This window comes from Stenotrophomonas maltophilia R551-3 (assembly GCF_000020665.1).
In the GTDB taxonomy this organism is placed as follows: Bacteria; Pseudomonadota; Gammaproteobacteria; order Xanthomonadales; family Xanthomonadaceae; genus Stenotrophomonas; species Stenotrophomonas maltophilia_L.
On the sequence record NC_011071.1, the window covers coordinates 3,766,118 to 3,788,425 of the forward strand.

Sequence of the window (22,308 nt, forward strand, 5' to 3'; positions counted from 1 at the left end):
CGTCACTCGATTGCGCATGGCACCCTCGCCGATGGAAAGTTGGTCGGGCCCAGGGCAGGAAGGCCGGTCCGGTCCCTTCCCGCGGCCGGGCCACGTGGGCGTATTGGGCCGCAAAGGCGTTGCAGGGACATGACCGGGCGGCGTAGCGCGTGTGGCACAGGCCGGCGGGCGGTAGAGCCGGCCGCTGGCCGGCTGCAGTGGCGGTGGACATGATTGCGGTTGCCGGCCAGCGGCCGGCACTACCCGTTTCCGCTTTGCGGAAACAGAAACGCGCCCCGCGGGGCGCGTTTCTGCAGCTGTCGCTGGAAAGAAGGCTTACGCCTTCTTTTCCGCTTCCAGCTGCTTGCGGATCTGCGCATCCACCGCGGCAATCGCGGTCATGTTCAGGATCCGGCGCGAGGTCGCGCTGGTGGTCAGGATGTGCACCGGCTTGTTCACGCCCATCAGGATCGGGCCGATCGCCACGCCGTCGGTGAACACGCGCACCAGATTGTAGGCGATGTTGGCCGCTTCCAGGTTCGGCAGCACGAACAGGTTGGCACGGCCCTGCAGGGTCGAACCCGGCAGCAGTTTCTGGCGCAGCGCTTCATCCCATGCGGTGTCGCCCTGCATCTCGCCATCCACGTTCAGACGCGGGTTGCGCTTGAGCAGCAGCTCGCGCACCTGACGCATCTTCAGCGCATCCTTCGAGTCGTGGCTGCCGAAGTTGGAGTGCGACAGCAGCGCCACCTTCGGTTCCACGCCGAACAGCTTCATGCGGTAGGCGGCCTGCAGGGTCGCTTCGCACAGCTGCTCGGCGGTCGGATCTTCCTGCACGTGCGTATCGACGAAGAAGAACACGCCCTGCTGGTTGATCACGCCGGTCATCGCCGAGGTCGAGGTGACCTTCGATTCCAGCGGCAGCACGCTGCGCACGTAACCCAGCTTCTTGTGGAAACGCCCGACGATGCCGGTCAGCATCGCATCGGCTTCACCACGGGCCACCATCACCGCCGCGATCAGGGTCGGACGCGAACGCATCAGGTTCTTCGCCGCGGCCACGGTCACGCCACGACGGCCGGTCAGGCCGTGGTAGTACTGCCAGTATTCGTTGAAGCGCGGGTCGTCATTGATGTTGGTGACTTCAATGTTCTCGCCGATCTTCAGGCGCAGGCCGAGGCGCTCGATGCGCGACTCGATCACTTCCGGGCGACCGATCAGGATCGGATGCGCCAGGCCGTCGTCGACCACGTTCTGCACCGCCTGCAGCACCACTTCCTCTTCGCCTTCGGCGTAGACCACGCGCTGCTTGTCACTGCGTGCGCGATCGTAGACCGGCTTCATCATCAGGCTGGTGCGATAGACGAACTGGGCCAGCTTGTCGCGGTAGGCGCCCATGTCGGCGATCGGACGGGCGGCCACGCCCGAATCCATCGCAGCCTGCGCCACCGCAGCCGACAGCTCCACCAGCAGGCGGCGGTCGAACGGGCGCGGAATCAGGTATTCGCGGCCGAAGCTCGGGGTCTCGCCGCCATAGGCCGAACCCATGTCGGTGGCCGCACGACGCGCCAGCGCGGCGATCGCGCGCACGCAGGCGATCTTCATTTCCTCGTTGATCGCGGTCGCGCCCACGTCCAGCGCACCACGGAACAGGTACGGGAAGCACAGCACGTTGTTGACCTGGTTCGGGTAGTCCGAACGGCCGGTGCCGATGATCGCGTCCGGGCGCGCCGCGCGCGCCAGCTCCGGCATGATTTCCGGGGTCGGGTTGGCCAGCGCGAAGATCACCGGGTCCGGCGCCATCGTCTTGACCATCTCGGCAGTCAGGATGCCCGGCGCCGACAGGCCCAGGAAGATATCCGCACCGTCGACGATCTCGGCCAGGCTGCGCTTGTCGGTATCGCGCGCATAGCGCTGCTTTTCCGGGTCCAGATCGGTACGGCCGGTGTGGATCACGCCCTCGCGGTCGAAGGCCAGGATGTTTTCCGGCTTCAGGCCCAGCTGTACCAGCATGTTCACGCAGGAAATGCCGGCCGCGCCCATGCCCGTGGTCGCCAGCTTCACTTCCTCGATCTTCTTGCCGGTGATCGCCATGGCGTTGAGCACCGCCGCACCGACGATGATCGCGGTGCCGTGCTGGTCGTCATGGAACACCGGGATCTTCATGCGCTCGCGCAGCTTGCGCTCGACAATGAAGCACTCCGGTGCCTTGATGTCTTCCAGATTGATGCCGCCGAAGGTCGGTTCCAGCGAGGCGATGATGTCGACCAGCTTGTCCGGGTCGGTTTCATCCACTTCGATGTCGAACACATCGATGCCGGCGAACTTCTGGAACAGCACGCCCTTGCCTTCCATCACCGGCTTGCCGGCCAGTGCGCCGATGTTGCCCAGGCCCAGCACCGCGGTGCCGTTGGAGATCACCGCCACCAGGTTGCCGCGCGCTGTCAGCTCGCTGGCCTGCTGCGGGTCGGCCTTGATCGCTTCACAGGCATATGCCACGCCCGGCGAATACGCCAGCGACAGGTCGCGCTGGGTCAGCATGGGCTTGGTAGCGGAAACCTTGATCTTGCCCGGCGGGGACATCCGGTGGTAATCGAGGGCGGCCTGTTTGAAATCTTCGTTGGACATCGATGTGGGTTACATGAATGGGCAGAAGGGACAGGGGATCATACCCCCGTTGGAGCGCTCGGACCTGTCGCTACCCTGTCGCAGTCATGCTGCGACCGCACAATTCCGGGGCGTATGCGACGGCCTGAAGGGACAGCTTCGGCGCTGGCCATGACAGCCATGGGACGCCTTGAAACGCTGCGGGGCCGTACCACTGTCGTGATCGGCCCCGCAGTACCACACACCTGGATCAGCCCTTGGCCGGCAGTGCCTCGGGCACCACGTCGATCGGCGGCGGCAGCTCGCTCTCGCGGCCGTCCAGCGCCAGCTGCAGGCGGTTGCGGTCCAGCGCCCCCTCCCAGCGCGAGACCACCACGGTGGCCACGGCGTTGCCGATGAAGTTGGTCAGCGAGCGGCACTCGCTCATGAAGCGGTCCACGCCGAGGATCAGCGCCATGCCGGCCACCGGCACTTCCGGCACCACCGCCAGCGTAGCGGCCAGGGTGATGAAGCCGGCACCGGTGACACCCGCGGCGCCCTTGGAACTGAGCATGGCAACCAGCAGCAGGGCGATCTGGTGGCCCAGGGTCAGTTCGGTATTGGTGGCCTGGGCGATGAACAGCGCGGCCAGGGTCATGTAGATGTTGGTGCCGTCCAGGTTGAACGAGTAGCCGGTGGGAACCACCAGGCCGACCACCGACTTGCTGCAGCCGGCGCGTTCCATCTTCTCCATCAGCGACGGCAGCGCCGACTCCGACGAGGACGTGCCCAGCACCAACAGCAGTTCGGCCTTCAGGTAGCGCGCCAGCTTGAACACCGAGAACCCGCACAGGCGGCAGACCACGCCCAGGATCACCGCTACGAACAGGAATGCGGTGAGGTAGAACGAGCCGACCAGCCAGGCCAGGTTGACCAGCGAACCGACGCCGTACTTGCCGATGGTGAAGGCAATCGCACCGAAGGCGCCGATCGGGGCGGCCTTCATCAGGATGTGCACCAGCTTGAACACCGGGGCGACCAGCGCCTCCAGGAAGTTCAGGATCGGCTTGCCCTTCTCGCCCACCGATGCCAGGGCGATGCCGAACAGCACCGCGATGAACAGCACCTGCAGGATGTTGCCATCGACGAAGGCGCTCACCAGCGTCTTCGGAATGATGTCCATCAGGAAGCCGACCAGAGTCAGGTCGTGCGACTTCTCGACGTAGCTGTGCACCGCGGTCTGGTCCAGCTCGGCCGGGTTGATGTTCATGCCGGCGCCGGGCTGCACCACGTGCGCCACGATCATGCCGACGATCAGCGCCAGCGTGGAGAAGAACAGGAAGTACGCCATCGCCTTGGCGAATACGCGGCCCACCGTGCGCAGGTGGGTCATGCTGGCGATGCCGGTGACGATGGTCAGGAAGATCACCGGCGCGATGATCATCTTCACCAGGTTGATGAAGGCGTCGCCGAGCGGCTTCATCTTCTCGCCAACCAGCGGTTCGTAGTGGCCGAGGATGGCGCCCAGGACGATCGCCACGATCACCTGGAAGTACAGCTGGCGATAGATCGGCAACGGCTTTGCAGGCGCCGGGGCTGCGGTCGGGATGTGCATGGCGGACTCCGGAAGGGGCGTTTTCAGGCACGTACGGCCCCAGCACTGCACGGGAACCGTTACCGTGGAAACTGTTCGCAGGCCCTGTGCTGCACGCGCAGGGGGTGCGACCAATGGACGCCTTTGTACGCGCCGGGCACGCCGGCGCAGATAACCTATTGGTACTAGCCCCCCGGTTCAGGTGGCAGCGGTGCCTACACTGGCGCCGCACCGCCCGATCACGGGGAGGCCGGTGGCCCGAGCTGAACGGCCGGGCGCGTCATTGCGAAAGTTCCGGCCCTTGCGGCCGTTGTTGTCCTGTCCACACGCAATCTGAGAGAGCCGCACCCAACATGCGCCCGATTCCCACCTTGCTGGCCTTGTCGCTGGCCGCCCTTCCCGCCTTCGCTTCGGCTGCCGATTTCGACAACTGGCCGACCAAGTACGCCTTCGGCGACGGCACCGAGCTGGCGGCTACCGCCAACATCGCCTACGACTACAACGATTTTTCCTCGGGCAGCGGCCTTGAGGACGACGATGCCGTGCGCCGCAAGGAGTTCGGTGCAACGCTGAAGAAGAAGGGCGTCTACGACGCGATGGTCTATTACGACTTCCAGTCCGACACCTGGCTGGACGTGTTCGTGCGCTTTGAAAGCAAGGCCTTCTTCGGCCGCGACATCGGCCGCTTCCGCTTCGGCTACATGAAGACCCCGGTCGGCCTGGATGCGAATACCTCTTCGCGCGCCGGCAGCTTCCTGGAAACCGCGCTGCCCGTGCAGGCCTTCTACGCAGGCCGTCGTACCGGCGTGGAATGGGTGCTGGAGCGTCCGCAGTACCTGCTGCAGGCCGGCGCCTATGGCGGCAAGGACCTGCAGGGTGACAACCCCGGCACCACCCAGGCGGTGCGTGCGGTGTGGACCCCGGTGAAGGCACCTGGTGACGTGATCCACCTGGGCCTGGCCTACTCGCAGGAAAATCCGCGTGGTTACAGCGATGGCCGCGACGTCCACCACGAAGCCAGCGCACGTCTGCGTGCCCGTCCGGAAGCCGGCCTGACCGATATCCGCTTCGTCGATTCCGGCGCGCTGGTCACCGCCGACCAGATCCGTCGCACCGGCCTGGAAGGCATCTGGATCCGCGGCCCGTTCTCGCTGCAGGCCGAAGCCCTGCGCGCCACGGTCACCCGCAATGACGGCAAGCCCGACTACACCGGCAGCGGCCAGTACGCGATGGCCAGCTGGGTGTTGACCGGCGAATCGCGCCCGTACAACGCCGGTGCGGTGGCCAACATCAAGCCGGCCCACGACTACGGCGCGGTGGAACTGGTGGCCCGCTACAGCCGCCTCGACCTCGACGACGGCAGCATCCTCGGCGGCCGCCAGCACGACCTGACCCTGGGCGCGAACTGGTACCTGACCAGCCATTTCAAGTTCCAGGCCAACTACGTGAAGGTCGACGCCAGCCGTCGCGGCGTGCACAGCACGCCGGAGATCTTCGAACTGCGCGCGCAGATGCACTTCTGACCCCTTCCACGTCAGACCCCGGCGGGCGTGCACGTCACGCCCGCCGGCCCTGCGTAGACTGCCGCCATGTACTGGCTCAGCCGCCACCGGATGCTGTTGCTCACCCTGCTGGTCATGGTCGGCGGCACCGTGCTGTGCGCCGTCGCCGCCGGCCACTACGCCTGGCGACGCGCCCTCGGCGACGAGAGCAGCCAGGTGCAACGCCAGCTTCAACTGTACGGCCAGGGCCTGCAGCAGCGTATCGACCGATTCGGTACGTTGCCGCAGGTGCTGGCGCTTGATCCGGATCTTCTGCACGCACTACGCGTGCCGCCCTCGCCCACCGAACGGCAGCGGCTGAACCTCAAGCTGCAACGTGCCAATGAAGTCACCCGCGCTTCGACCCTGACTCTGGTCGGTCACGATGGCGTGGCCGTGGCGGCGAGCAACTGGGACCAGCCGACCACCAACGTCGGCGAGAACTACAGCTACCGCCCCTATTACCGCCAGGCGCTGGCCCAGGGCCGTGGCCGCTTCTACGGGATCGGCATGACCACCGGCGTGCCCGGCTACTACCTGTCGCAGGCCATCGAGGAAGACGGCAAGCGACTGGGCGTGGTGGTGATCAAGGTCGAGCTGTCCGCACTGGAACAGGAATGGCTGAGCAGCCCGGACGTGGTGCTGGCCAGTGACGACCACGACGTGGTCTTCCTGGCCAACCGCGATGCCTGGCGCTACCGCCTGCTGCGCCCGCTGGGTGCCGATGAGCGCCGCGAGATGCTGGATGCGCGCCAGTATGCCGACCGTACCCTGCAGCCACTGCGCGCGCGCACTGAAGACGTGCTGGCAGACGGTGGCCGCATGGTGCGCCTGCTGGACCCGGCATTGCCGCAGCCGATGCTGTGGCAGAGCCTTGCGCTGCCGGCCGAAGACTGGAACCTGCACCTGCTGCACGATGCCAGTGCCGCCACCGCCGCCGGCCGTGCGGCCGCGCTTACCGGAGGTGCTGCGTGGCTGGCGCTGGGCTTCCTGGTGCTGTTCGTACAGCAGCGCCGGCGCCTGGCCAAGCATCGCCTGCGCAGCCGCCGCGAGCTGGAAACCCTGCTCAAGCAGCATGCACAGGAACTGCGCACCGCACAGGATGGCCTGCTGCAGGCCGCCACAGATGCTGACAGCGGCCTAAGCCGCAGCCTTGAGCACCTGCCGCAGGGCGTGGTGGTGATCGACCGCGAGTTGCGCCTGGTTGCCTGGAATTCGCGCTACCTGGAGCTGTTCCGTTTCCCGCTGGACCTGGTACGCGTGGGCCGGCCGATCGAAGAGCTGTTCCGTTTCAACGCCCGCCGCGGCCTGCTCGGCCCCGGCCCGGTCGACGAGGCCATCGAGCGCCGCCTGAACCATCTGCGCAGCGGCCGCCCGCACATGCGCGAGAGCGAGAAGGACGACGGCACGGTGCTGGAAATCCGCGGCAATCCGCTGCCCGACGGCGGCTTTGTCACCAGCTACGCCGACATCACCAGCTACAAGAACGCTGCACGCGAACTGCGCTCGCTGGCCGATGCACTGGAACATCGCATTGCCGAACGCACCCATGACCTGGACGAAGCACGCCGCGAGGCCGAACAGGCCAACCGCTACAAGACCCGCTTCGTCGCCTCGGCGGTGCACGACCTGCTGCAGCCCCTCAACGCCGCACGTATGTTCGTCTCGGTGCTGCGCGGCAAGCTGAGCGACCCGGCGCAACAGCAGACCAGCGACCATATCGATGCCGCGTTGGCGGCACAGGACGCGATCCTCAACAGCCTGCTGGACATCGCGCGGCTGGAATCGGGCAGCCTGCCGACGCGTGTACAGGCCTTCCGGCTGGGACCGCTGCTGCAGACGCTGGCACGCGAATTCGGCATCGCCGCGCAGTCGCGCGGCCTGGTGGTCGACTGGGTCGATACTGATGCCGTAGTGGTCAGCGATGAGGCACTGCTGCGCCGCATCCTGCAGAACTTCCTGTCCAATGCGCTGCGCTACAGCGAGCGCGGCCGCGTGCTGCTGGGCTGCCGTCGCCGCGAAGGGCTGCTGTGGATCGAAGTGCACGACCAGGGCCCTGGCATTCCCGATGCGCTGCAGGGCGAGATCTTCGAGGAATTCCGCCGCCTGCATGATGGCCAGCAACGCGGTGCCGGCCTCGGCCTGGCGATCGTCGACCGCATCGGCCGCCTGCTCGGCCATCCGATCCGGTTGCGCTCGCAGCTGGGCCAGGGCAGCGTGTTCGCCGTGGGCGTGCCATTCGGCGAGGCCAGCGCGATTCCAGCCACTGCACCACCACCGGTGCTGGTGCAGGAGCCTGCTGCGGACAATCCCCTGCGCGGGTGCCGGGTGTGGGTGATCGACGACGACCCGCACGTGTGTGCGGCCAGCCGCGCGTTGCTGGAGCGCTGGGGCTGCGAGGTGGTGCTGGCCGACGGCCCGCAGGCCGCGCTGCAGCTGGCCACCGCCGAAACAGTGCCGGAGCTGGTGTTGCTGGATGTACGCATGGGCGACCACCACGGACCGGTGCTGTACGAGACATTGGCGGAGCTGTGGCAGGCCCGGCCACCGGTGGTGCTGGTCACCGCCGAGCGCGATGCGGGATTGCGCGAGATGGCCGCCGAGCGTGGCTGGGGAATGATGGCCAAGCCGGTGAAGCCGCCGGCGCTGCGGGCGCTGATGAGTCAGTTGTTGATCCGGCATCGCGGGTGATTCCAGCCAACGGCGCAGCCCCTCGTGGTTGGTGCCTGGTTGGTCGTGGAAAGCAAAAGTCGTGGGTGGGCCGGTCGGGTTGGGTGCGCGGGGGACGCCGTGAATCCGTCCCTGGAGGCTTGGCAGCCGCATCCATGCGGCTGACACCCCCGCGAACCCAACCCGACCGCCCTCTGACAGATTTCGGTGGCCTGCACCCACGAAGAAGAAAAAGAAGATCAAAAGCGGATCGCGCGCTGCGCTTGCTCGTGTAAAGCCGAGCCCAGGCTCGGCTCTACAAAAGGCAGCCTGCCAGGCTGCCTTTGCTTTTGATCTTCTTTTCTCTTCCGTAGATGGATGCGCACGGAACCTGTCCGTGGCCGGGCAGGTGGGCTGCGCAGGGGCGTGAGCCGCATGGATGCGGCGACCGAGCTTACATGGACGTACTTGCAGCGGCCCCTGCGCAGTCCACCTGCCCGGCCTCACTCATGAACTGCTCTACGTGTCCACCCACGAGGGGCTGCGCCGTTGGCTGGAAACTACAACCCGATGCCGGCGTCGCCTTCCGGCTCCAGCGCCTTCACCAGCACTGCGGCCTGTGTGCGGCTGTGGCATTCGAGCTTCTTCAGGATCGCGGTGACATGCACCTTCACCGTGTTTTCCGCCAGCCCCAGCGTGTAGGCGATCTGTTTGTTGAGCAGCCCGTCGGCCAGGCACAGCAGCACGCGGAACTGCTGCGGGGTCAGCTGGGCCAGGCGGCTGGCCAGCAGCGCGTCGGCCTCGGAGCGTTCGGCAGCCATCGCCGGGAACCACAGTCCGCCGTCCAGCACCGCCCGCACGGCCTCACCGATGGTCTCGGCCGGGGCCGACTTCGGGATGAAACCAGCCGCGCCGAACTGCTGCGCGCGGCGGATCACACGGGGGTGATCGTTGGACGAGAGGATCACCACCGGGATGTCCGGATGCGAGCCGCGCACGTGCAGCAGCGCGGAAAAGCCGTGCGCGCCGGGCATGGTCAGGTCGAGTAGCACCAGGTCCACATCCGGATGCGCATCGAGTGCCTCGGCCAACGCATCGGCACTGGCGACCTCACGCACCTGCGCCAGCGGCAGGCTCTGCCGCAATGACTGCACCACCGCCGAACGCAGCAGCGGGTGGTCATCGGCGATCAGGATGGTGTATTCGCTCATGCGGCCATTGTACGGGCGCGACACCGGTAGCGCCGGGCCATGCCCGGCGGAATTGCGATGGGCATCGTCCCCTGCATCAGCGCCCTGCCGGCTCCACGCTGCTGCGCCAGGCATCGAGGAACTGGCGGCGCTTGAGCGCGTCCAGGTACACCAGCAGGCCGGGGCCGAGCTGGATCGGGCGGCGGCTGCGGCCGGGTGCATTCGCGCTGCGTGCATTGCCGGTCACGATCGGCATCAGCCGCGCCTCGCGCGACAGCACCTGCTGGCCGCGTGGCGACAGCAGGTAATCGAGGAAGCGCCGCGCTTCATCCGGATGCGGGCCGGTACGCGGAATCACCGCGGTACGCAGCACCACCAACGTGTAATCCTCGGGCTCGACGATGGCCAGCGGTGCGCCGACATCGACACGTGCCTGCGCGTAGGAGCCGAGCACGTTGTAGACCAGCGACAGCTGTCCGCTGGCCACCTTGTCCAGCAGCACGCCAGTGCGCTCTTCACGCACCACGTCGTTGTCGCCCAACGCGCCCAGCAACGCACCGGCGATGCTGCCACGCTGCGCGTCCTGGGTCGCCAGCAGGTACCCGACGCTGCTGCGCTCGATGTCATAGGTGCCGACCTTTCCGCGCAGCGGTGCGCCCTCGGCACGCAGCCGGTCCAGCAGCTGACGCCGGGTGTGCGGCACCTTCGCTGCAGGCAGCGCTCGGGTGTTGTAGACCATGACCACCGGCTCGTAGCTGATCCCGAACGCCTCGTTGCGCCACTGCGCCCAGGCCGGCAGCGCAGCGGTCTGCGCCGAACGGTGCGGCAGTGCATGGCCGTCGTTGACCAGCTTGGTCTGCAGGTCCATGCCGCTGGAGATCAGCAGGTCCGGCGATGCAGGTCCGGTGCGGTCATGCAGGTAACGCGCGTACAGGTCCTGGGTGATGATGTCCTCGTACACCACTTCGGTGCCGGGGTGCAGGCGCTGGTAATCGGCGATGACCACCGCGAACACTTCAATGTCGGTGGTGCCATGGATGCGCAGCTGCGCAGCCGCCTTTCCCTGCGCAGGGAAGCGGCGCACGTCGCCCGGCGCGGCCAGTACCGGCACGGCCAGCAGCAGGGCAACAGCGGCGGCGAACAGGCGGATCATGAACTGCTCCGGGGCAGGCGGATGGTAGCGATCAAGCCGCCCTGCGGGCGGTTGCTGAGGTCGATGCGGCCGCCGTGGCTGTCGACCACGCGCTTGACGATGGCGAGGCCGAGGCCAGCACCGCCGGACGGCGCACCTTCGCCACGGGCAAAACGTTCAAAGACGCGCTCTGCGTCTGCTGCGGCAATGCCGGTGCCGTGGTCGGCAATGGTCAGCACTGCCTGCCCGCCTTCCACCGTCAGTGCGATCTGCAAGGGGCCATCACCACCGTACTTCAGGGCGTTGTCGACCAGGTTCTTGATCGCCTCGCGCAGCAGCAGTGCATCGCCATGCACCTGCACCGGCTCGGCGGTCATCGCCAGCTGCACGCGCGGCGCCGGGCCGGCTTGCGGCAGCGCTTCATGCAGGGCCTGGTGCACGGTCTCGGCCAGGTCCACCGTGGCGAAGCGCTGCAGGTGCGAACGATGGATCACGCTGGCGTCGCTGAGTAGCTGGTTGAGCAGCCGGCTCATGTGGGTGGCATTGCGCTCGATCGCCTGCAGGCTGCGACGCATGTCTTCCGGGTCGTCATCGTCCAGCGCCAGCTGCGCCTGCGCGCGCAGTGCGGCCAGCGGCGTGCGCATCTGGTGCGCGGCCTCGGCCATGAACGCACGCAGTGTCTCGTTGCTGCTGGACAGGCGCTCCATGAAGCGGTTCAAGGCGGCCACCATCTGGTCCATCTCACGCGGCACGCGCGCATCCAGCGGTTTCAGGTCGGACGGCTCGCGGCGCGACAGCTCGCGTTCCACCCGCACCAGCGGCCGGAACGCGCGGTGCACGCCAAACGCCACCAGCGCCAGCAGCAGCCCCGACAGCACGCCGATGGCCAGCAATGCGCGATTGACCAGGTCCTGCGCCACGGCTTCGCGGGCGCGCCGGGTCTGGCCGACCTGGACCTGCACCTCGCCCTGCGCCGAGGCGGCCGCGAAACTGCGGCCGACCACCACGAACCGCACAGTCTCGCCGCTGTAGGCGGCATCGAACAACTGCGGTTGCGTGCCGGGCCGGCGCGGCGGCGCCGGCAGGTCGCCGTAGCCGGTGATCAGGTTGCCGCGGCTGTCGGCGACCCGATAGAACACGCGGTCCTCCGGCGCCATCGCCAGCAGGTCCAGCGCCGCATAAGGCAGGTCGACCTGCCATTGGCCATCAACCAGCGCCACCGAGTCGGCGATGGACAGCGCCGAGGACAGCAGCAGGTGGTCGTAGGAACGATTGGCGGCGCGTTGGCCATAGTCACGCGCGGCGAACAGCAGGGCCACCGCGAACACCGCCAGCAATGCACCGAGATACAGCAGCAACGTGCGCCGCAGCGAGCCTGGTGCGGCGTTCGCGGCGCGCGCGTCAGCCATCGGCGTCGGCGTCGGTGCTGCCGTCACTGGCTTCCAGCAGGTAGCCGACACCGCGCACCGTAGTGATGCGCAACGGCGCAGCAGCCAGTTTTTTTCTCAGGCGACCGATGTACAGCTCGATCGCATTCGGGCCGGCCTCGTCATCGAAGCCGAACAGGCCATTGCCGATTTCGTCCTTGCCAACCACCTGGCCGAGGCGGCCGACCAGAATCTCCAGCAACCGGTACTCGCGGTTGGGCAGTTCGATCGGTTCGCCATCGAGGCTGACGCGGTGCGCGGCATTGTCGAACTGGAACCCGCCGATCTGCACCACCTCACTGGCCTGGCCACGCGCGCGCCGCAGCAGCACGCGGCAACGCGCTTCAAACTCGCGAAAATCGAATGGCTTGCCCAGGTAATCGTCGGCACCGACATCCAGCGCCTGCACCCGATCTTCGATGCCATCGCGCGCGGTCAGCATCAGCACCGGCGTGCTGTCGCCGCGCTCGCGCATGCCGGAAAGCACGCGCAGGCCATCCAGCTTGGGCAGCCCGATATCCAGCACCACCAGGTCGAAGCTCTGGTAGCGCAGCACGCTGGCAGCGGCCAGGCCATCGGCCTGCCAGTCCACGGCGTGCCCACTGCGGCGCATGCGGCGGATGATGGCATCGGCCAGATCCGGATTGTCTTCGACCAGCAGCAGGCGCATGGGCACGGGGGTGGGAGGGGAAACGAATGCTACCGCATGACGCCGGGGCCGCCCGCCGGTCATGGACCGGCGCTACCGGGATACACCGCATGGGTAGCGCCGGGCCGTGCCCGGCGGTCTTTTACGCTGCACCGCACAATCCGTTGACAGGACGATGACAGCTTGCCCGACCCAGACTGCGGCCGCGCACCGTCCGGTGCCCACGATTGCCGCGCGCCTGGCGTGCACCTGGGAGGGTTTGTGGAATTCACGTTTGCCTGGCGGCGTCCTGCCGCCATGATGGCTTTGGCTGCCCTGTCGGCGCCGGCCTTTGCCGCCGAAGACGACCGTCCGGTCACCGCCAGCCTGGGCGGCCGTCTGCACCTGGACTTCGCCACCTTCGACAACGACAACCGCGGCACGCCGAACAAGGACGATACCGAGATCCGCCGCGCCTGGCTGGACGTGTCCGGCAAGTTCTTCGTGGTCGACTACAAGCTGGAAGCCGACTTCTCCGGCGATCGCGTCGAGGCCAAGGACGTGTACCTGGCACGCAGCTTCGGCAAGGCCGGCAAGCTGACCGTCGGCCAGTTCAAGCAGTATTTCTCGCTGGATGACCGCACCAGCTCCAACTACGGCAGCTTCCTGGAGCGCGGCAACGCCGGCACCACGCTGGCGCCGCTGTACCGCCTGGGTGCGTCGTGGCAGGCCAATCCGGGTGACTTCACCTGGGCGGCCAGCATCTACAGCCTGGAAAGCATCGATGCCTGGCAGGTGAAGGGCCGCGCCGCCGGTGGCCGCGTCACCTGGGCCCCCTCGCCCAGCGAGGGCGACGTGCTGCACCTGGGCCTGTCGCTGGCCCGCGAGGCCTACGACAACCCCGGCGCCAACGGCACCCCGGGCCTGAGCATCCGCCCGCGTCCGGCCGGCCATCTCTCTGATGAAAGCCGCCTGACCCTGGTCAACTTCTCCGCGGGCCGCGATACCGACGTCAACAAGTGGTCGCTGGAATACGCGCAGGTGCGCGGCCCGCTGTCATGGCAGGGCGAATTCAGTGGCGCCACCTTCGATGACGGTGCCCAGCGCGGTGACGTGATGGCCGCCTACGGCATGCTCAGCTGGTTCGTCACCGGCGAGAGCCGCGCCTACGACCGCAAGACCGGCCGCTTCGCGCGGGTGAAGGATATCCGCCACAAGGCCGGTGCCTTCGAAGTGGCATTGCGCTACGACCAGATGTGGGGCGCGCAGCACCTCGACGGTGCGCCGGACCTGCGCCGCGGCAGCACCGAAGCCTGGACGCTGGGTGGCAACTGGTACCTGCGCGACAACCTGCGCTTCATGCTCAACGTGATCGAAAGCCGCAACCGCGACCGCCTGGCCGGGGTCACGGTGGACCGCACGCGTGCGGTCACCGGCCGCCTGCAGTACGACTTCTAAGCCCGACATTCCGGGCATGCCGCCCGGGCCTCTTCCACTCCCCCACGTCCTGTTTTCGCAAGGAGTCCGCAGATGATGCTGAGCATCCTCGGCTTTGGCATGGTCATTACGTTCATGTACTTGATCATGAGCAAACGCCTGTCGCCGCTCGTCGCCCTGATCACCATCCCCATCCTGTTCGCGCTGATCGGCGGCTTCGGCGCCGGCCTCGACGAGATGATGCTGGAGGGCATCAAGAAGATCGCGCCGACCGGCGTGATGCTGATGTTCGCCATCCTCTACTTCGGCGTGATGATCGATGCGGGCCTGTTCGATCCGCTGGTGCGGATCATCCTGCGCTTCGTGAAGGGCGATCCGATGAAGATCGTGCTCGGCACCGCGGTGCTGGCGATGCTGATCTCGCTCGATGGTGATGGCTCGACCACCTACATGATCACCGTCTCGGCGATGCTGCCGCTGTACCAGCGGCTGGGCATGAACGCGCTGAACATGACCTGCGTGACCATCCTTGCCGGCGGCGTGATGAACCTGACGCCGTGGGGCGGCCCGACCGCCCGCGCGGCCACCGCGCTGCACGTGGACCCGGCCGATGTGTTCGTGCCGCTGATCCCGTCGATGGTGATCGCCTGCGCCGGCGTGCTGCTGCTGGCCTGGTACCTGGGCCTGAAGGAACGCCGCCGGCTGGGTGTGGTGACCCTGCCCAAGGGTGGCAGCTGGATGGACAACAGCGTGTCCGACGACAGCAATGCGCTGCCGACGGTGGAAGACGCCGAGGACATCAAGCGTCCGAAGCTGCTGTGGGTGAACCTGGCCCTGACCGTGGCGCTGATGACCGCGCTGATCATCGGCATCCTGCCGATGCCGGTACTGTTCATGGTCGGCTTCGCCATCGCCCTGGTGATCAACTACCCGAACCTGGCCGAGCAGCGTCGCCGCGTGGTCAACCACGCCGGCAACGTGCTGTCGGTGGTATCGCTGATCTTCGCCGCAGGCATCTTCACCGGCATCCTCAACAACACCGGCATGGTCGAGGCAATGTCGCACAGCTTCCTGGCGGTGATCCCGGAATCGTGGGGCCCGTACCTGGCGGTGATCACGGCGGTGGCGTCGATGCCGTTCACCTTCTTCATGTCCAACGACGCGTTCTACTTCGGCGTGCTGCCGATCCTGTCCGAGGCCGCCAGCAACTACGGCATCACCCCGGTGGAAATGGCGCGCGCCTCGCTGGCCGGCCAGCCGGTGCACCTGCTCAGCCCGCTGGTGCCGTCCACCTACCTGCTGGTAGGCCTGGCCAAAGTCGAATTCGCCGACCACCAGAAGTTCACCCTGAAGTGGGCCATCGCCATCTCGATGCTGCTGATGGTCGGCAGCCTGCTGTTCGGCCTGTACCCGCTCGCTGCCTGACCCTCTACCAAGGAGCCTTCTGCAATGACGCTTCGAATCGCTTACGTCACCAGCGGCATGGGCAGTGTCGGCACTGCCATCTGCCAGAGCCTGGCCCGTGCCGGCCACACTGTGGTTGCTGGCTGTGCACCGAACTCGCCGCGCAAGGCCAACTGGCTGCGCGAGCAGCGCGAACAGGGCTTCGACTTCATCGCCTCCGAAGGCAACGCCACCGACTGGGCCTCGACCAGCGCCGCGTTCGCCAAGGTCCGCGCTGAAGTCGGTGAGGTCGACGTGCTGGTCAACAATTCCGGTGGCAGCCGCGACCTGCTGTTCCGGCAGATGACGGTGGAGGACTGGAATGCGGTGATCGCCTCCAACCTCAACTCGCTGTTCAACCTGACCAAGCAGGTCGTCGACGGCATGGCCACGCGGGGTTGGGGCCGCATCATCAACATCGGCTCGGTCAGCGCCCACAAGGGCCAGATCGGCCAGGTGAACTACGCCACCGCCAAGGCCGCGATGCACGGCTTCAGCCGTGCACTGGCCGCCGAAGTGGCCTCGCGTGGTGTCACCGTCAACACCTTGTCGCCGGGCTATATCGCCAGCCAGGCCATCAGCAGTTTCCCGCCGGACGTGCTGGACCGGCTGGCCGCCTCGGTGCCGGTGCGGCGCCTGGGCCGTCCGGAGGAAGTGGCCGGCCTGTGTGCGTGGCTGGCCTCGGATGAAGCCTCGTACGTGACCGGCGCCGATTATCCGGTCAACGGTGGCCTGTACATGGGCTAAGCCCTCGTCCACGCAGTACGTGGACCGCCTCCCCCACGGAGTGCGCGGGGCCGGTGAACCTTCGCTTGCGAGGGTGATCCGGCCTCTTTTTGTTTCTGCATTTTCGGGACGCATTGCCCGATACATCGGCAGAACCGGTGTTTACCTGCCAACGCTCGCTGAGCCCGATGGATGAACGGCCGGACCGCTTCGGATCACCGGCGGCGTGGTCCTGCTGCAGGCCGATCACCAGCACGTGCACTCCGTGCGCCTGGATGTCGGGGGCGCCTGCGTTACGCGTCGGCAGATCGTCCAGCGCCAGATCGCGCCAGCGCTCGTGCTTCCTCCTTCAGGCCATGCCCCCGAACAGGCATTGACGCTGAGCTACCCGTCCCCGGACCGATGGATGAGCTACCTCTTTCCCGGATTGCATCACACGTGCGTCGCGCAGGTGATCCTCAAACCGGCAGATGCACCGCCGCCGTGACAGGAATGTTGCAGGACACGCACCACTGCCCTGCACTGTTCGTTGGTTTTCCGTAAAGAAGGTTTCATGTTCCGTTCGCATAGTGGCCATGCGCCGCGCATCCGTGCCGGTGACCACCCCCAATGCAACGGACCACCATGCAGACCCGACACCTGACGATCGCCGTGACGATCGCGCTCTCCGCCGCCGCCAGCGCCCATGCCGCCTCTGCCGCCGATACCGGCGCCAGCACCGATGCCGCGCTGAGCGCACAGACGTTGGATACTGTCTCCGTGATCGGCCAGGGCGAGACCCGCCAGGTACAGCGCATCACCACGGTGGACAAGCAGGTACTGCCGCCGGGCACGAGCGGCCAGAAGATTCTCGACCGCCTGCCAGGTGTGTCGGTGCAGTCCAACGATGCCTTCGGTGCCAACGAGGAGTCGCAGACCATCAGCCTGCGCGGCTTCGACAAGAGTCGCCTCGGCTACACGCTGGACGGCATCCCGCTGGGTGACAACAGCTACGGCAACTACAACGGCCTGAGCATCGCCCGTGCACTGATCGCCGAGAACCTGGCCGGCGCCGAGCTGTCGCAGGGCATCGGCTCGCTGGGTGTGGCCTCGACCAGCAACCTGGGCGGCACCATCCAGTACTTCTCGATGGACCCCTCCACCGAGTTCGGCGGTCGCGCCAGCGTCACCGTTGGCGACAACAGCCAGCGCCGTGGCTACCTGCGCGTGGATACCGGCGACATCAACGGCTTCTCGGCCTATGTGTCCGGCGTGCACCAGGACCAGGACATGTGGGCCGCGCCGTACCAGAACCAGACCACCCGCCAGTTCAACGCAAAGGCGGTGTGGAACGTCGGCGACCATCGTTTCGGTGCATTCGTCGCGACATCGCGTGCCAGCCAGGCCAACTACGCTTACCTGTCCAAGGACATGCTGGCGCGCGGCCTGGGCTATGACTGGAACATCTACGCGCCGGACTGGGACCGCGCAGTGGCTGCCGCGTACTGCGCGCCGGGCACGCTGGACCGCAGCAAGTGCAAGTTCAGCGGTGGCGTCAACAGCATCGACGATGCGTACTACCAGAGCCGCGCACTGCGTGACGACAACCTGTACTCGGTGGATGCCGACCTGCGCCTGGGCGAACAGGGCCGCCTGAAGCTGCTGGCCTACCACCACGACAACCGTGGCCAGGGCCACTGGTGGGCACCGGGCCAGCCGTCCTACCCTGGCACCGACAAGATGTTGCCGATCTCGATCCGCAGCACCAACTACACGATCAACCGCGATGGCCTGACCGCCGCGCTGTCGTGGACGGTGGGCATCCACGAACTGGAAGCCGGCCTGTGGTACGAGCAGAACGACCATAACGTGTCGCGCAACTTCTACTACATCAGCGGTCCGTTCCTGGACGACCTGTACCTGAAGAACCCGGACCGCCTGCTGTTCAACCAGGACTTCGACATCCGCACGCGCCAGTTCTACGTGCAGGACCGCATGCGCTTCCTCGACCAGCGCCTGACCGTGGACGTCGGCATCAAGAGCCCGAACACCCGCATGCGCGCCACCGCCAACCCGGGCGTGGAAACCAGCATCGCCTCAGGCACGCTGACTGCCAAGGAATCGGTGCTGCCGCAGCTGGGCCTGGGCTTCAAGCTCAACGCCAACAACGAGCTGTTCGCCTCATATGCCGAAAACATCGCTGCCTTCGTCGGCGGTGGCAGCGGCGGCCCGCTGCAGGTGTCGCCGGAATCGTTCGCGGCCAGTGCCGGGCTTGAGCCGGAGAAGTCGAAGAGCCTGGAAGCCGGTTTCCGTACTTTCGGTGAGAAGTACCAGGCGTCGATCGCGGCCTACAACGTGAAGTTCGACAACCGCCTGCTGTCGCTGAACCCGTGCTCGAGCATCGAAGTCGGCACGCGTCCGGAGTGCGTGACACGCTTCATCAACGTCGGTTCGGTGAAGAGCCACGGCGCGGAGCTGACCTTCATCCTCAAGCCGATCGACGGCCTGCAGTGGTACAACGCGCTGTCCTGGAACAAGACCACCTACGAGGACGACTACCTGTCCGGCGGCGCGGTGGTACCGGTAGCCGGCAAGATCACCGTGGATACGCCGCAGCGCATGGCGTCCAGTGAGATCAGCTGGAACCGCGATGGCTTCTTCGCCAGCCTGCGTGCCAAGTACACCGGCAAACGTTACTACACCTACACCAACGACCAGTCGGTGCCAGGCGTGACCACCTTCGACGCCGGTGCGGGCTACGACTTCGGTCCGGGCCTGGGCCTGCGTAACGTGCGGGTGTCGTTGAACGCGACCAACCTGACCAACAAGCGCTACGCCGGCCAGCTGAGCTCGTTCGCACCGACCGATCCGAAGGGCACGCGCTATGCGATCCATGCGAGTGCGCCGCGGCAGCTGTTCATGACGGTGGCGGCGGAGTTCTAAATCGAAAGCGGGCGCTGCGGCGCGTTGATTGTTCCTGCATGGCGTGGGTAGGCAGGCCCATGCAGGACACGCCGTAAACCCATCCATGGGGGCTCGATCGGCGCATCCATGCGCCTCACGGTCCTGCATGGGCCTGCCTACCCACGCTGGACAGTTCCCCGCGCCGGCGCGGAGGCAATTGAAAGCAAGAGCAAAAGCAAAAGCAAAGAGCCGGGCACTGCCCGGCTCTTTGCTTTTCAAGCTTTTCAAACGCAATCCCTCTGGTGGATTGCTGGCCGTCTCGCAGGAAATTGTCTGGAGCGGGGGGCTTGCGCTGGCCAGGACCGTCCACGGCATGGATGCCGTGGCCGAGCCTACAGGGACGTACTTGCGGCGTGTCCTGGCCAGCGCAAGCCCCCCGCTCTCTCCGATATCAACCAAGACGCCACAAGCCGCCAACGCATTTCATTCCGGCGCCAGCTGGTCCATCCGTATCCGGTTGGCGAACAGCGAGAACGCCAGCATGCCGGCCAGGCCGTTCGCCCGGCTCACCCAGTGCGGCAGCCAGCGCGGCGGCTTCAATACACCGGACTCGAACAACGGCGCGAACGCGATCGCATCGGTCAGACTCATCTTGCCCGCGAACAACCAGCGACAGACCTGCAGGCGGTCCTCGGCCAGCATGTGGCGGAAGAACGTGTGCACCGACACCAGGCCGCGCAGGTACACCGTGTCCTTGGTGAACGCCAGGCCGCCACTCGGCGGTACCCCACGGAACACGCGCTGCGCCGAAGCGAAACTTTCTTCAGCGTTCTGCCCGGCATCGCAGAAATAGCGGAACACTTCGATGAAATCGGCGCCTTCGCGTGCCATGGCAATCGCTTCAGTACGCAGGCTGATGCGCTTGAGGCGCTCGATGTCGATGCTGCCGGTGATCTGCTCGGCGAAGGTGGCCAGCCCTTCCTGGGTCGCGGTCACCCGCGGCGAGGACAGTGCCAGACTGGGCAGCACCGGCTGCTCGCGGCCGTTCAGGGCGGTCAGCGAATGCACCAGCGCTTCATGGTGGAACAGCTGTGCGCGGTCGTAGGCGCTGAAGCGTGCACTGGTGCGCAGGCGGATGCGGGTCGGGCCGGCGGCGGCCTTGGACACCAGCTCCGGGTCCAGCTGCACCTGGATGATGCGCGATTCAAAGAACGCGTCCAGATCGTTCTGCAGCTGCAGTTGCAGGGCGATGGCCGAGACCGGCACCTGTTCTTCCGGCGCCAGCAGTTCGTGGTCCAGTTCGGCGGCGATCTGGATGAAGTGGCGTGCAGCCTCACGCGTACTTGGGCCATTTCCCGGCAGCGGCTGCTCGGGCGCACCGAAAAGCTGCACCGAGCAACGGTCGACGGCGGCGGTGCCCAGTCCTTCCAGCAGCTGCGCAGCCAGATCCCAGCTCTGCGCTGACTGCCGCACGTAGTGACCCAGTGGATGGCTGTCGTCGCAGTCGGCGGCAATCGCGGCCAGCGCACGACGTTCCTCGCTGAAATCCAGCTTCGGGTAGTCCACCTTCGGCAGTACCGGCTGGCCGCGTGCCACGCTGGCCAGGAACGGTGCCTGCAGCGTCGCCGGCCAGCTGGTCAGGCCCAGCAGGCGGATGCCCCCCACGGCCTCGACCAGGCGCGCATCGAGCGCTGCATGGTGGGCCACGTCACGGTCCAGCGTCGCGGTCGGTTCCATGGGCGGACTATAGCGCCCTGCCCGCACGTTGGTAGCTGCCAACCTGGGTTGGCATCCGCCGAAGGCGGGCTTCGGATACATCCGTGCCAACCAAGGTTGGCACCTACCAGGAGCGGGCAGTTGGCATCCACCCGAAGCAGGCAGAGGCGGGTTTCATTGCAGGGGTCAGAGCCCATTGCGGTGCAATGGGATCCGACCCCGCGATACCGATCAGCGCCTGCGCGGCTTGCCGGCCGGGCGGAACTGCTGGCCCTTGCCCTTCTTGCCGCCACGCTCCTGCGCGGTTTCGGCCTGGCGCACGGCCAGCTTTGCCGCAGCTGCGGCCACTTCTTCCTTCAGCTTGAAGTAGTTCAGCAGCCGGCTTTCTTCAATCTCACCTGCGTCGATCGCTGCGCGTACGGCACAGCCCGGTTCCTGTTGATGCATGCAGTCGTTGAAGCGGCACTGCGCCGCCAGAGCTTCGATATCGGCGAAACCGCCTTCGGCCAGCGTCTCTTCACCGGTCGGCTTCAGTTCGCGCATGCCGGGGGTGTCGATCAGGCAGGCACCCATCGGCAACGGCATCAGCGCGCGGTGGGTGGTGGTGTGGCGACCACGCGAATCGTTGGCGCGCACCGTATTGGTCTTCATCCGCTGCTCGCCCAGCAGCGTGTTGGTCAACGTCGACTTGCCGGCACCGGAAGAACCGACCAGCACCACCGTGCGGCCCGGGCCCAGCCACGGTTCCAGCACCGCCACACTGTCGGCATCCAGGCCGTTGATCGCATGCAGGGCGATGCCCTGCATCTCCAGCTCTTCCAGCACCGCCAGCGCATCCTCGCTGTATTCGGTCTGGTCGGCCTTGGTCAGCACCACCACCGGTTCGGCACCGCCACCGCCGACCAGCAGCAGGTAACGCTCGATGCGGCGCGGGTTGAAGTCGGCATCCAGGCCACAGACGATGAACACCGTATCGATGTTGGCCGCGATCACCTGCTGGTGGTAATGCTCGCCGGCCGCGCCACGCTTGATCGCGGTACGCCGTGGCAGCAGGGCAACGATGCGGATGCCATCCAGCAGGACCCAGTCGCCCACCGCCGGCCGTTCGTGGCTGGGGAAGCGCGGGCGCTGCCATTCCGGCAGTGATTCGGCCTTGATTGCCGCATCCGGGCCATCGGCCACGACATAGTGCGTTCGGTGCTGTTCGATCACCCGCGCCGGGCGGGCCTGCGGGTGGGTGGCCATCACAGCCTGCCAGTCGGCCTGCTGCGCCGGGCCCGGCCAGGGCCAGCCGATGGTCTGCAGGGCGGTGAAATCGGGAGTCTGGGTCATCGCCGCCATTCTACCTGTGCCAGTGCCCCGCCAGCCCAACAACGG

General features: G+C 66.6%; 15 protein-coding genes. 7 read left to right on the top strand and 8 right to left on the bottom strand.

All coding sequences use genetic code 11. From position 1 onward, the window contains the following. Window positions 1-315 precede the first annotated feature (315 nt). Window positions 316-2,607, bottom strand: a complete 2,292-nt coding sequence (locus tag SMAL_RS17035; RefSeq protein WP_012512055.1) for an NADP-dependent malic enzyme — start codon at window positions 2,605-2,607, stop codon at window positions 316-318. Window positions 2,608-2,836: 229 nt separating this feature from the next. Continuing rightward, on the bottom strand, window positions 2,837-4,180 hold the full coding sequence (locus SMAL_RS17040) for a dicarboxylate/amino acid:cation symporter (protein WP_006391248.1): 1,344 nt from the start codon (window positions 4,178-4,180) through the stop codon (window positions 2,837-2,839). 332 nt (window positions 4,181-4,512) lie between these two features. Between SMAL_RS17040 and SMAL_RS17045 the strand changes: the two genes are divergently transcribed. Both SMAL_RS17045 and SMAL_RS17050 read left to right on the top strand, forming a co-directional pair. After that, complete coding sequence (locus tag SMAL_RS17045; protein ID WP_012512056.1) at window positions 4,513-5,682, top strand: OprO/OprP family phosphate-selective porin; 1,170 nt, start codon at window positions 4,513-4,515, stop codon at window positions 5,680-5,682. 66 nt (window positions 5,683-5,748) lie between these two features. Further along, window positions 5,749-8,391, top strand: coding sequence for a hybrid sensor histidine kinase/response regulator (locus SMAL_RS17050; protein WP_012512057.1), 2,643 nt, complete (start codon window positions 5,749-5,751; stop codon window positions 8,389-8,391). A gap of 518 nt (window positions 8,392-8,909) precedes the next feature. Here the strand turns inward: SMAL_RS17050 and SMAL_RS17055 are convergent. The 4 genes from SMAL_RS17055 to SMAL_RS17070 form a co-directional block, all read right to left on the bottom strand. Continuing rightward, entirely contained in the window at window positions 8,910-9,560 is a 651-nt protein-coding gene (locus SMAL_RS17055; RefSeq protein WP_012512058.1) for a response regulator, read from the bottom strand. Window positions 9,561-9,636: 76 nt separating this feature from the next. Continuing rightward, complete coding sequence (locus SMAL_RS17060) at window positions 9,637-10,692, bottom strand: ABC transporter substrate-binding protein (RefSeq protein WP_012512059.1); 1,056 nt, start codon at window positions 10,690-10,692, stop codon at window positions 9,637-9,639. Next, a complete protein-coding gene (locus SMAL_RS17065) occupies window positions 10,689-12,080 on the bottom strand; it encodes a sensor histidine kinase (protein WP_006391394.1) in 1,392 nt (463 codons plus the stop codon). The genes SMAL_RS17060 and SMAL_RS17065 overlap by 4 nt, the downstream gene beginning before the upstream one ends. After that, window positions 12,073-12,768, bottom strand: coding sequence for a response regulator transcription factor (locus SMAL_RS17070; RefSeq protein ID WP_012512060.1), 696 nt, complete (start codon window positions 12,766-12,768; stop codon window positions 12,073-12,075). The genes SMAL_RS17065 and SMAL_RS17070 overlap by 8 nt, the downstream gene beginning before the upstream one ends. A 276-nt stretch (window positions 12,769-13,044) precedes the next feature. Between SMAL_RS17070 and SMAL_RS17075 the strand changes: the two genes are divergently transcribed. The 5 genes from SMAL_RS17075 to SMAL_RS17095 all read left to right on the top strand — a co-directional run bounded on the left by SMAL_RS17075 (window position 13,045) and on the right by SMAL_RS17095 (window position 19,254). Continuing rightward, a complete protein-coding gene (locus SMAL_RS17075) occupies window positions 13,045-14,184 on the top strand; it encodes an OprO/OprP family phosphate-selective porin (RefSeq protein WP_032972851.1) in 1,140 nt (379 codons plus the stop codon). A 75-nt stretch (window positions 14,185-14,259) separates the two neighbouring features. Beyond that, a complete protein-coding gene (locus SMAL_RS17080) occupies window positions 14,260-15,588 on the top strand; it encodes a CitMHS family transporter (protein WP_032972858.1) in 1,329 nt (442 codons plus the stop codon). 24 nt (window positions 15,589-15,612) lie between these two features. After that, window positions 15,613-16,353 carry an acetoacetyl-CoA reductase gene (phbB, locus tag SMAL_RS17085; protein WP_012512061.1) on the top strand — a complete coding sequence of 247 codons (741 nt, stop codon included), beginning with the start codon at window positions 15,613-15,615 and terminating at the stop codon, window positions 16,351-16,353. A 205-nt stretch (window positions 16,354-16,558) separates the two neighbouring features. After that, a complete protein-coding gene (locus SMAL_RS17090) occupies window positions 16,559-16,819 on the top strand; it encodes a hypothetical protein (RefSeq protein WP_198283144.1) in 261 nt (86 codons plus the stop codon). 137 nt (window positions 16,820-16,956) lie between these two features. Then, on the top strand, window positions 16,957-19,254 hold the full coding sequence (locus SMAL_RS17095; RefSeq protein ID WP_012512062.1) for a TonB-dependent receptor: 2,298 nt from the start codon (window positions 16,957-16,959) through the stop codon (window positions 19,252-19,254). 444 nt (window positions 19,255-19,698) lie between these two features. On the opposite strand, the gene SMAL_RS17100 is transcribed toward SMAL_RS17095, so the two are convergent. Together SMAL_RS17100 and rsgA are read right to left on the bottom strand one after the other, a co-directional pair. After that, window positions 19,699-20,952 (bottom strand): flavohemoglobin expression-modulating QEGLA motif protein, encoded by a 1,254-nt coding sequence (locus SMAL_RS17100; RefSeq protein WP_012512063.1) that lies wholly within the window; start codon window positions 20,950-20,952, stop codon window positions 19,699-19,701. Window positions 20,953-21,162: 210 nt separating this feature from the next. Beyond that, a complete protein-coding gene (rsgA, locus tag SMAL_RS17105) occupies window positions 21,163-22,272 on the bottom strand; it encodes a ribosome small subunit-dependent GTPase A (RefSeq protein WP_012512064.1) in 1,110 nt (369 codons plus the stop codon). Between the last annotated feature and the right edge of the window lie 36 nt (window positions 22,273-22,308).

Coding starts and splice junctions, on each gene's coding strand:
- phbB (WP_012512061.1), top strand. CDS start 15,613: ATGACGCTTCGAATCGCTTACGTCACCAGCGGCATGGGCAGTGTCGGC.
- SMAL_RS17075 (WP_032972851.1), top strand. CDS start 13,045: ATGATGGCTTTGGCTGCCCTGTCGGCGCCGGCCTTTGCCGCCGAAGAC.
- SMAL_RS17055 (WP_012512058.1), bottom strand. CDS start 9,560: ATGAGCGAATACACCATCCTGATCGCCGATGACCACCCGCTGCTGCGT.
- SMAL_RS17080 (WP_032972858.1), top strand. CDS start 14,260: ATGCTGAGCATCCTCGGCTTTGGCATGGTCATTACGTTCATGTACTTG.
- SMAL_RS17095 (WP_012512062.1), top strand. CDS start 16,957: ATGCAGACCCGACACCTGACGATCGCCGTGACGATCGCGCTCTCCGCC.
- SMAL_RS17065 (WP_006391394.1), bottom strand. CDS start 12,080: ATGGCTGACGCGCGCGCCGCGAACGCCGCACCAGGCTCGCTGCGGCGC.
- SMAL_RS17060 (WP_012512059.1), bottom strand. CDS start 10,692: ATGATCCGCCTGTTCGCCGCCGCTGTTGCCCTGCTGCTGGCCGTGCCG.
- SMAL_RS17100 (WP_012512063.1), bottom strand. CDS start 20,952: ATGGAACCGACCGCGACGCTGGACCGTGACGTGGCCCACCATGCAGCG.
- SMAL_RS17040 (WP_006391248.1), bottom strand. CDS start 4,180: ATGCACATCCCGACCGCAGCCCCGGCGCCTGCAAAGCCGTTGCCGATC.
- SMAL_RS17050 (WP_012512057.1), top strand. CDS start 5,749: ATGTACTGGCTCAGCCGCCACCGGATGCTGTTGCTCACCCTGCTGGTC.
- SMAL_RS17070 (WP_012512060.1), bottom strand. CDS start 12,768: ATGCGCCTGCTGCTGGTCGAAGACAATCCGGATCTGGCCGATGCCATC.
- rsgA (WP_012512064.1), bottom strand. CDS start 22,272: ATGGCGGCGATGACCCAGACTCCCGATTTCACCGCCCTGCAGACCATC.
- SMAL_RS17045 (WP_012512056.1), top strand. CDS start 4,513: ATGCGCCCGATTCCCACCTTGCTGGCCTTGTCGCTGGCCGCCCTTCCC.
- SMAL_RS17035 (WP_012512055.1), bottom strand. CDS start 2,607: ATGTCCAACGAAGATTTCAAACAGGCCGCCCTCGATTACCACCGGATG.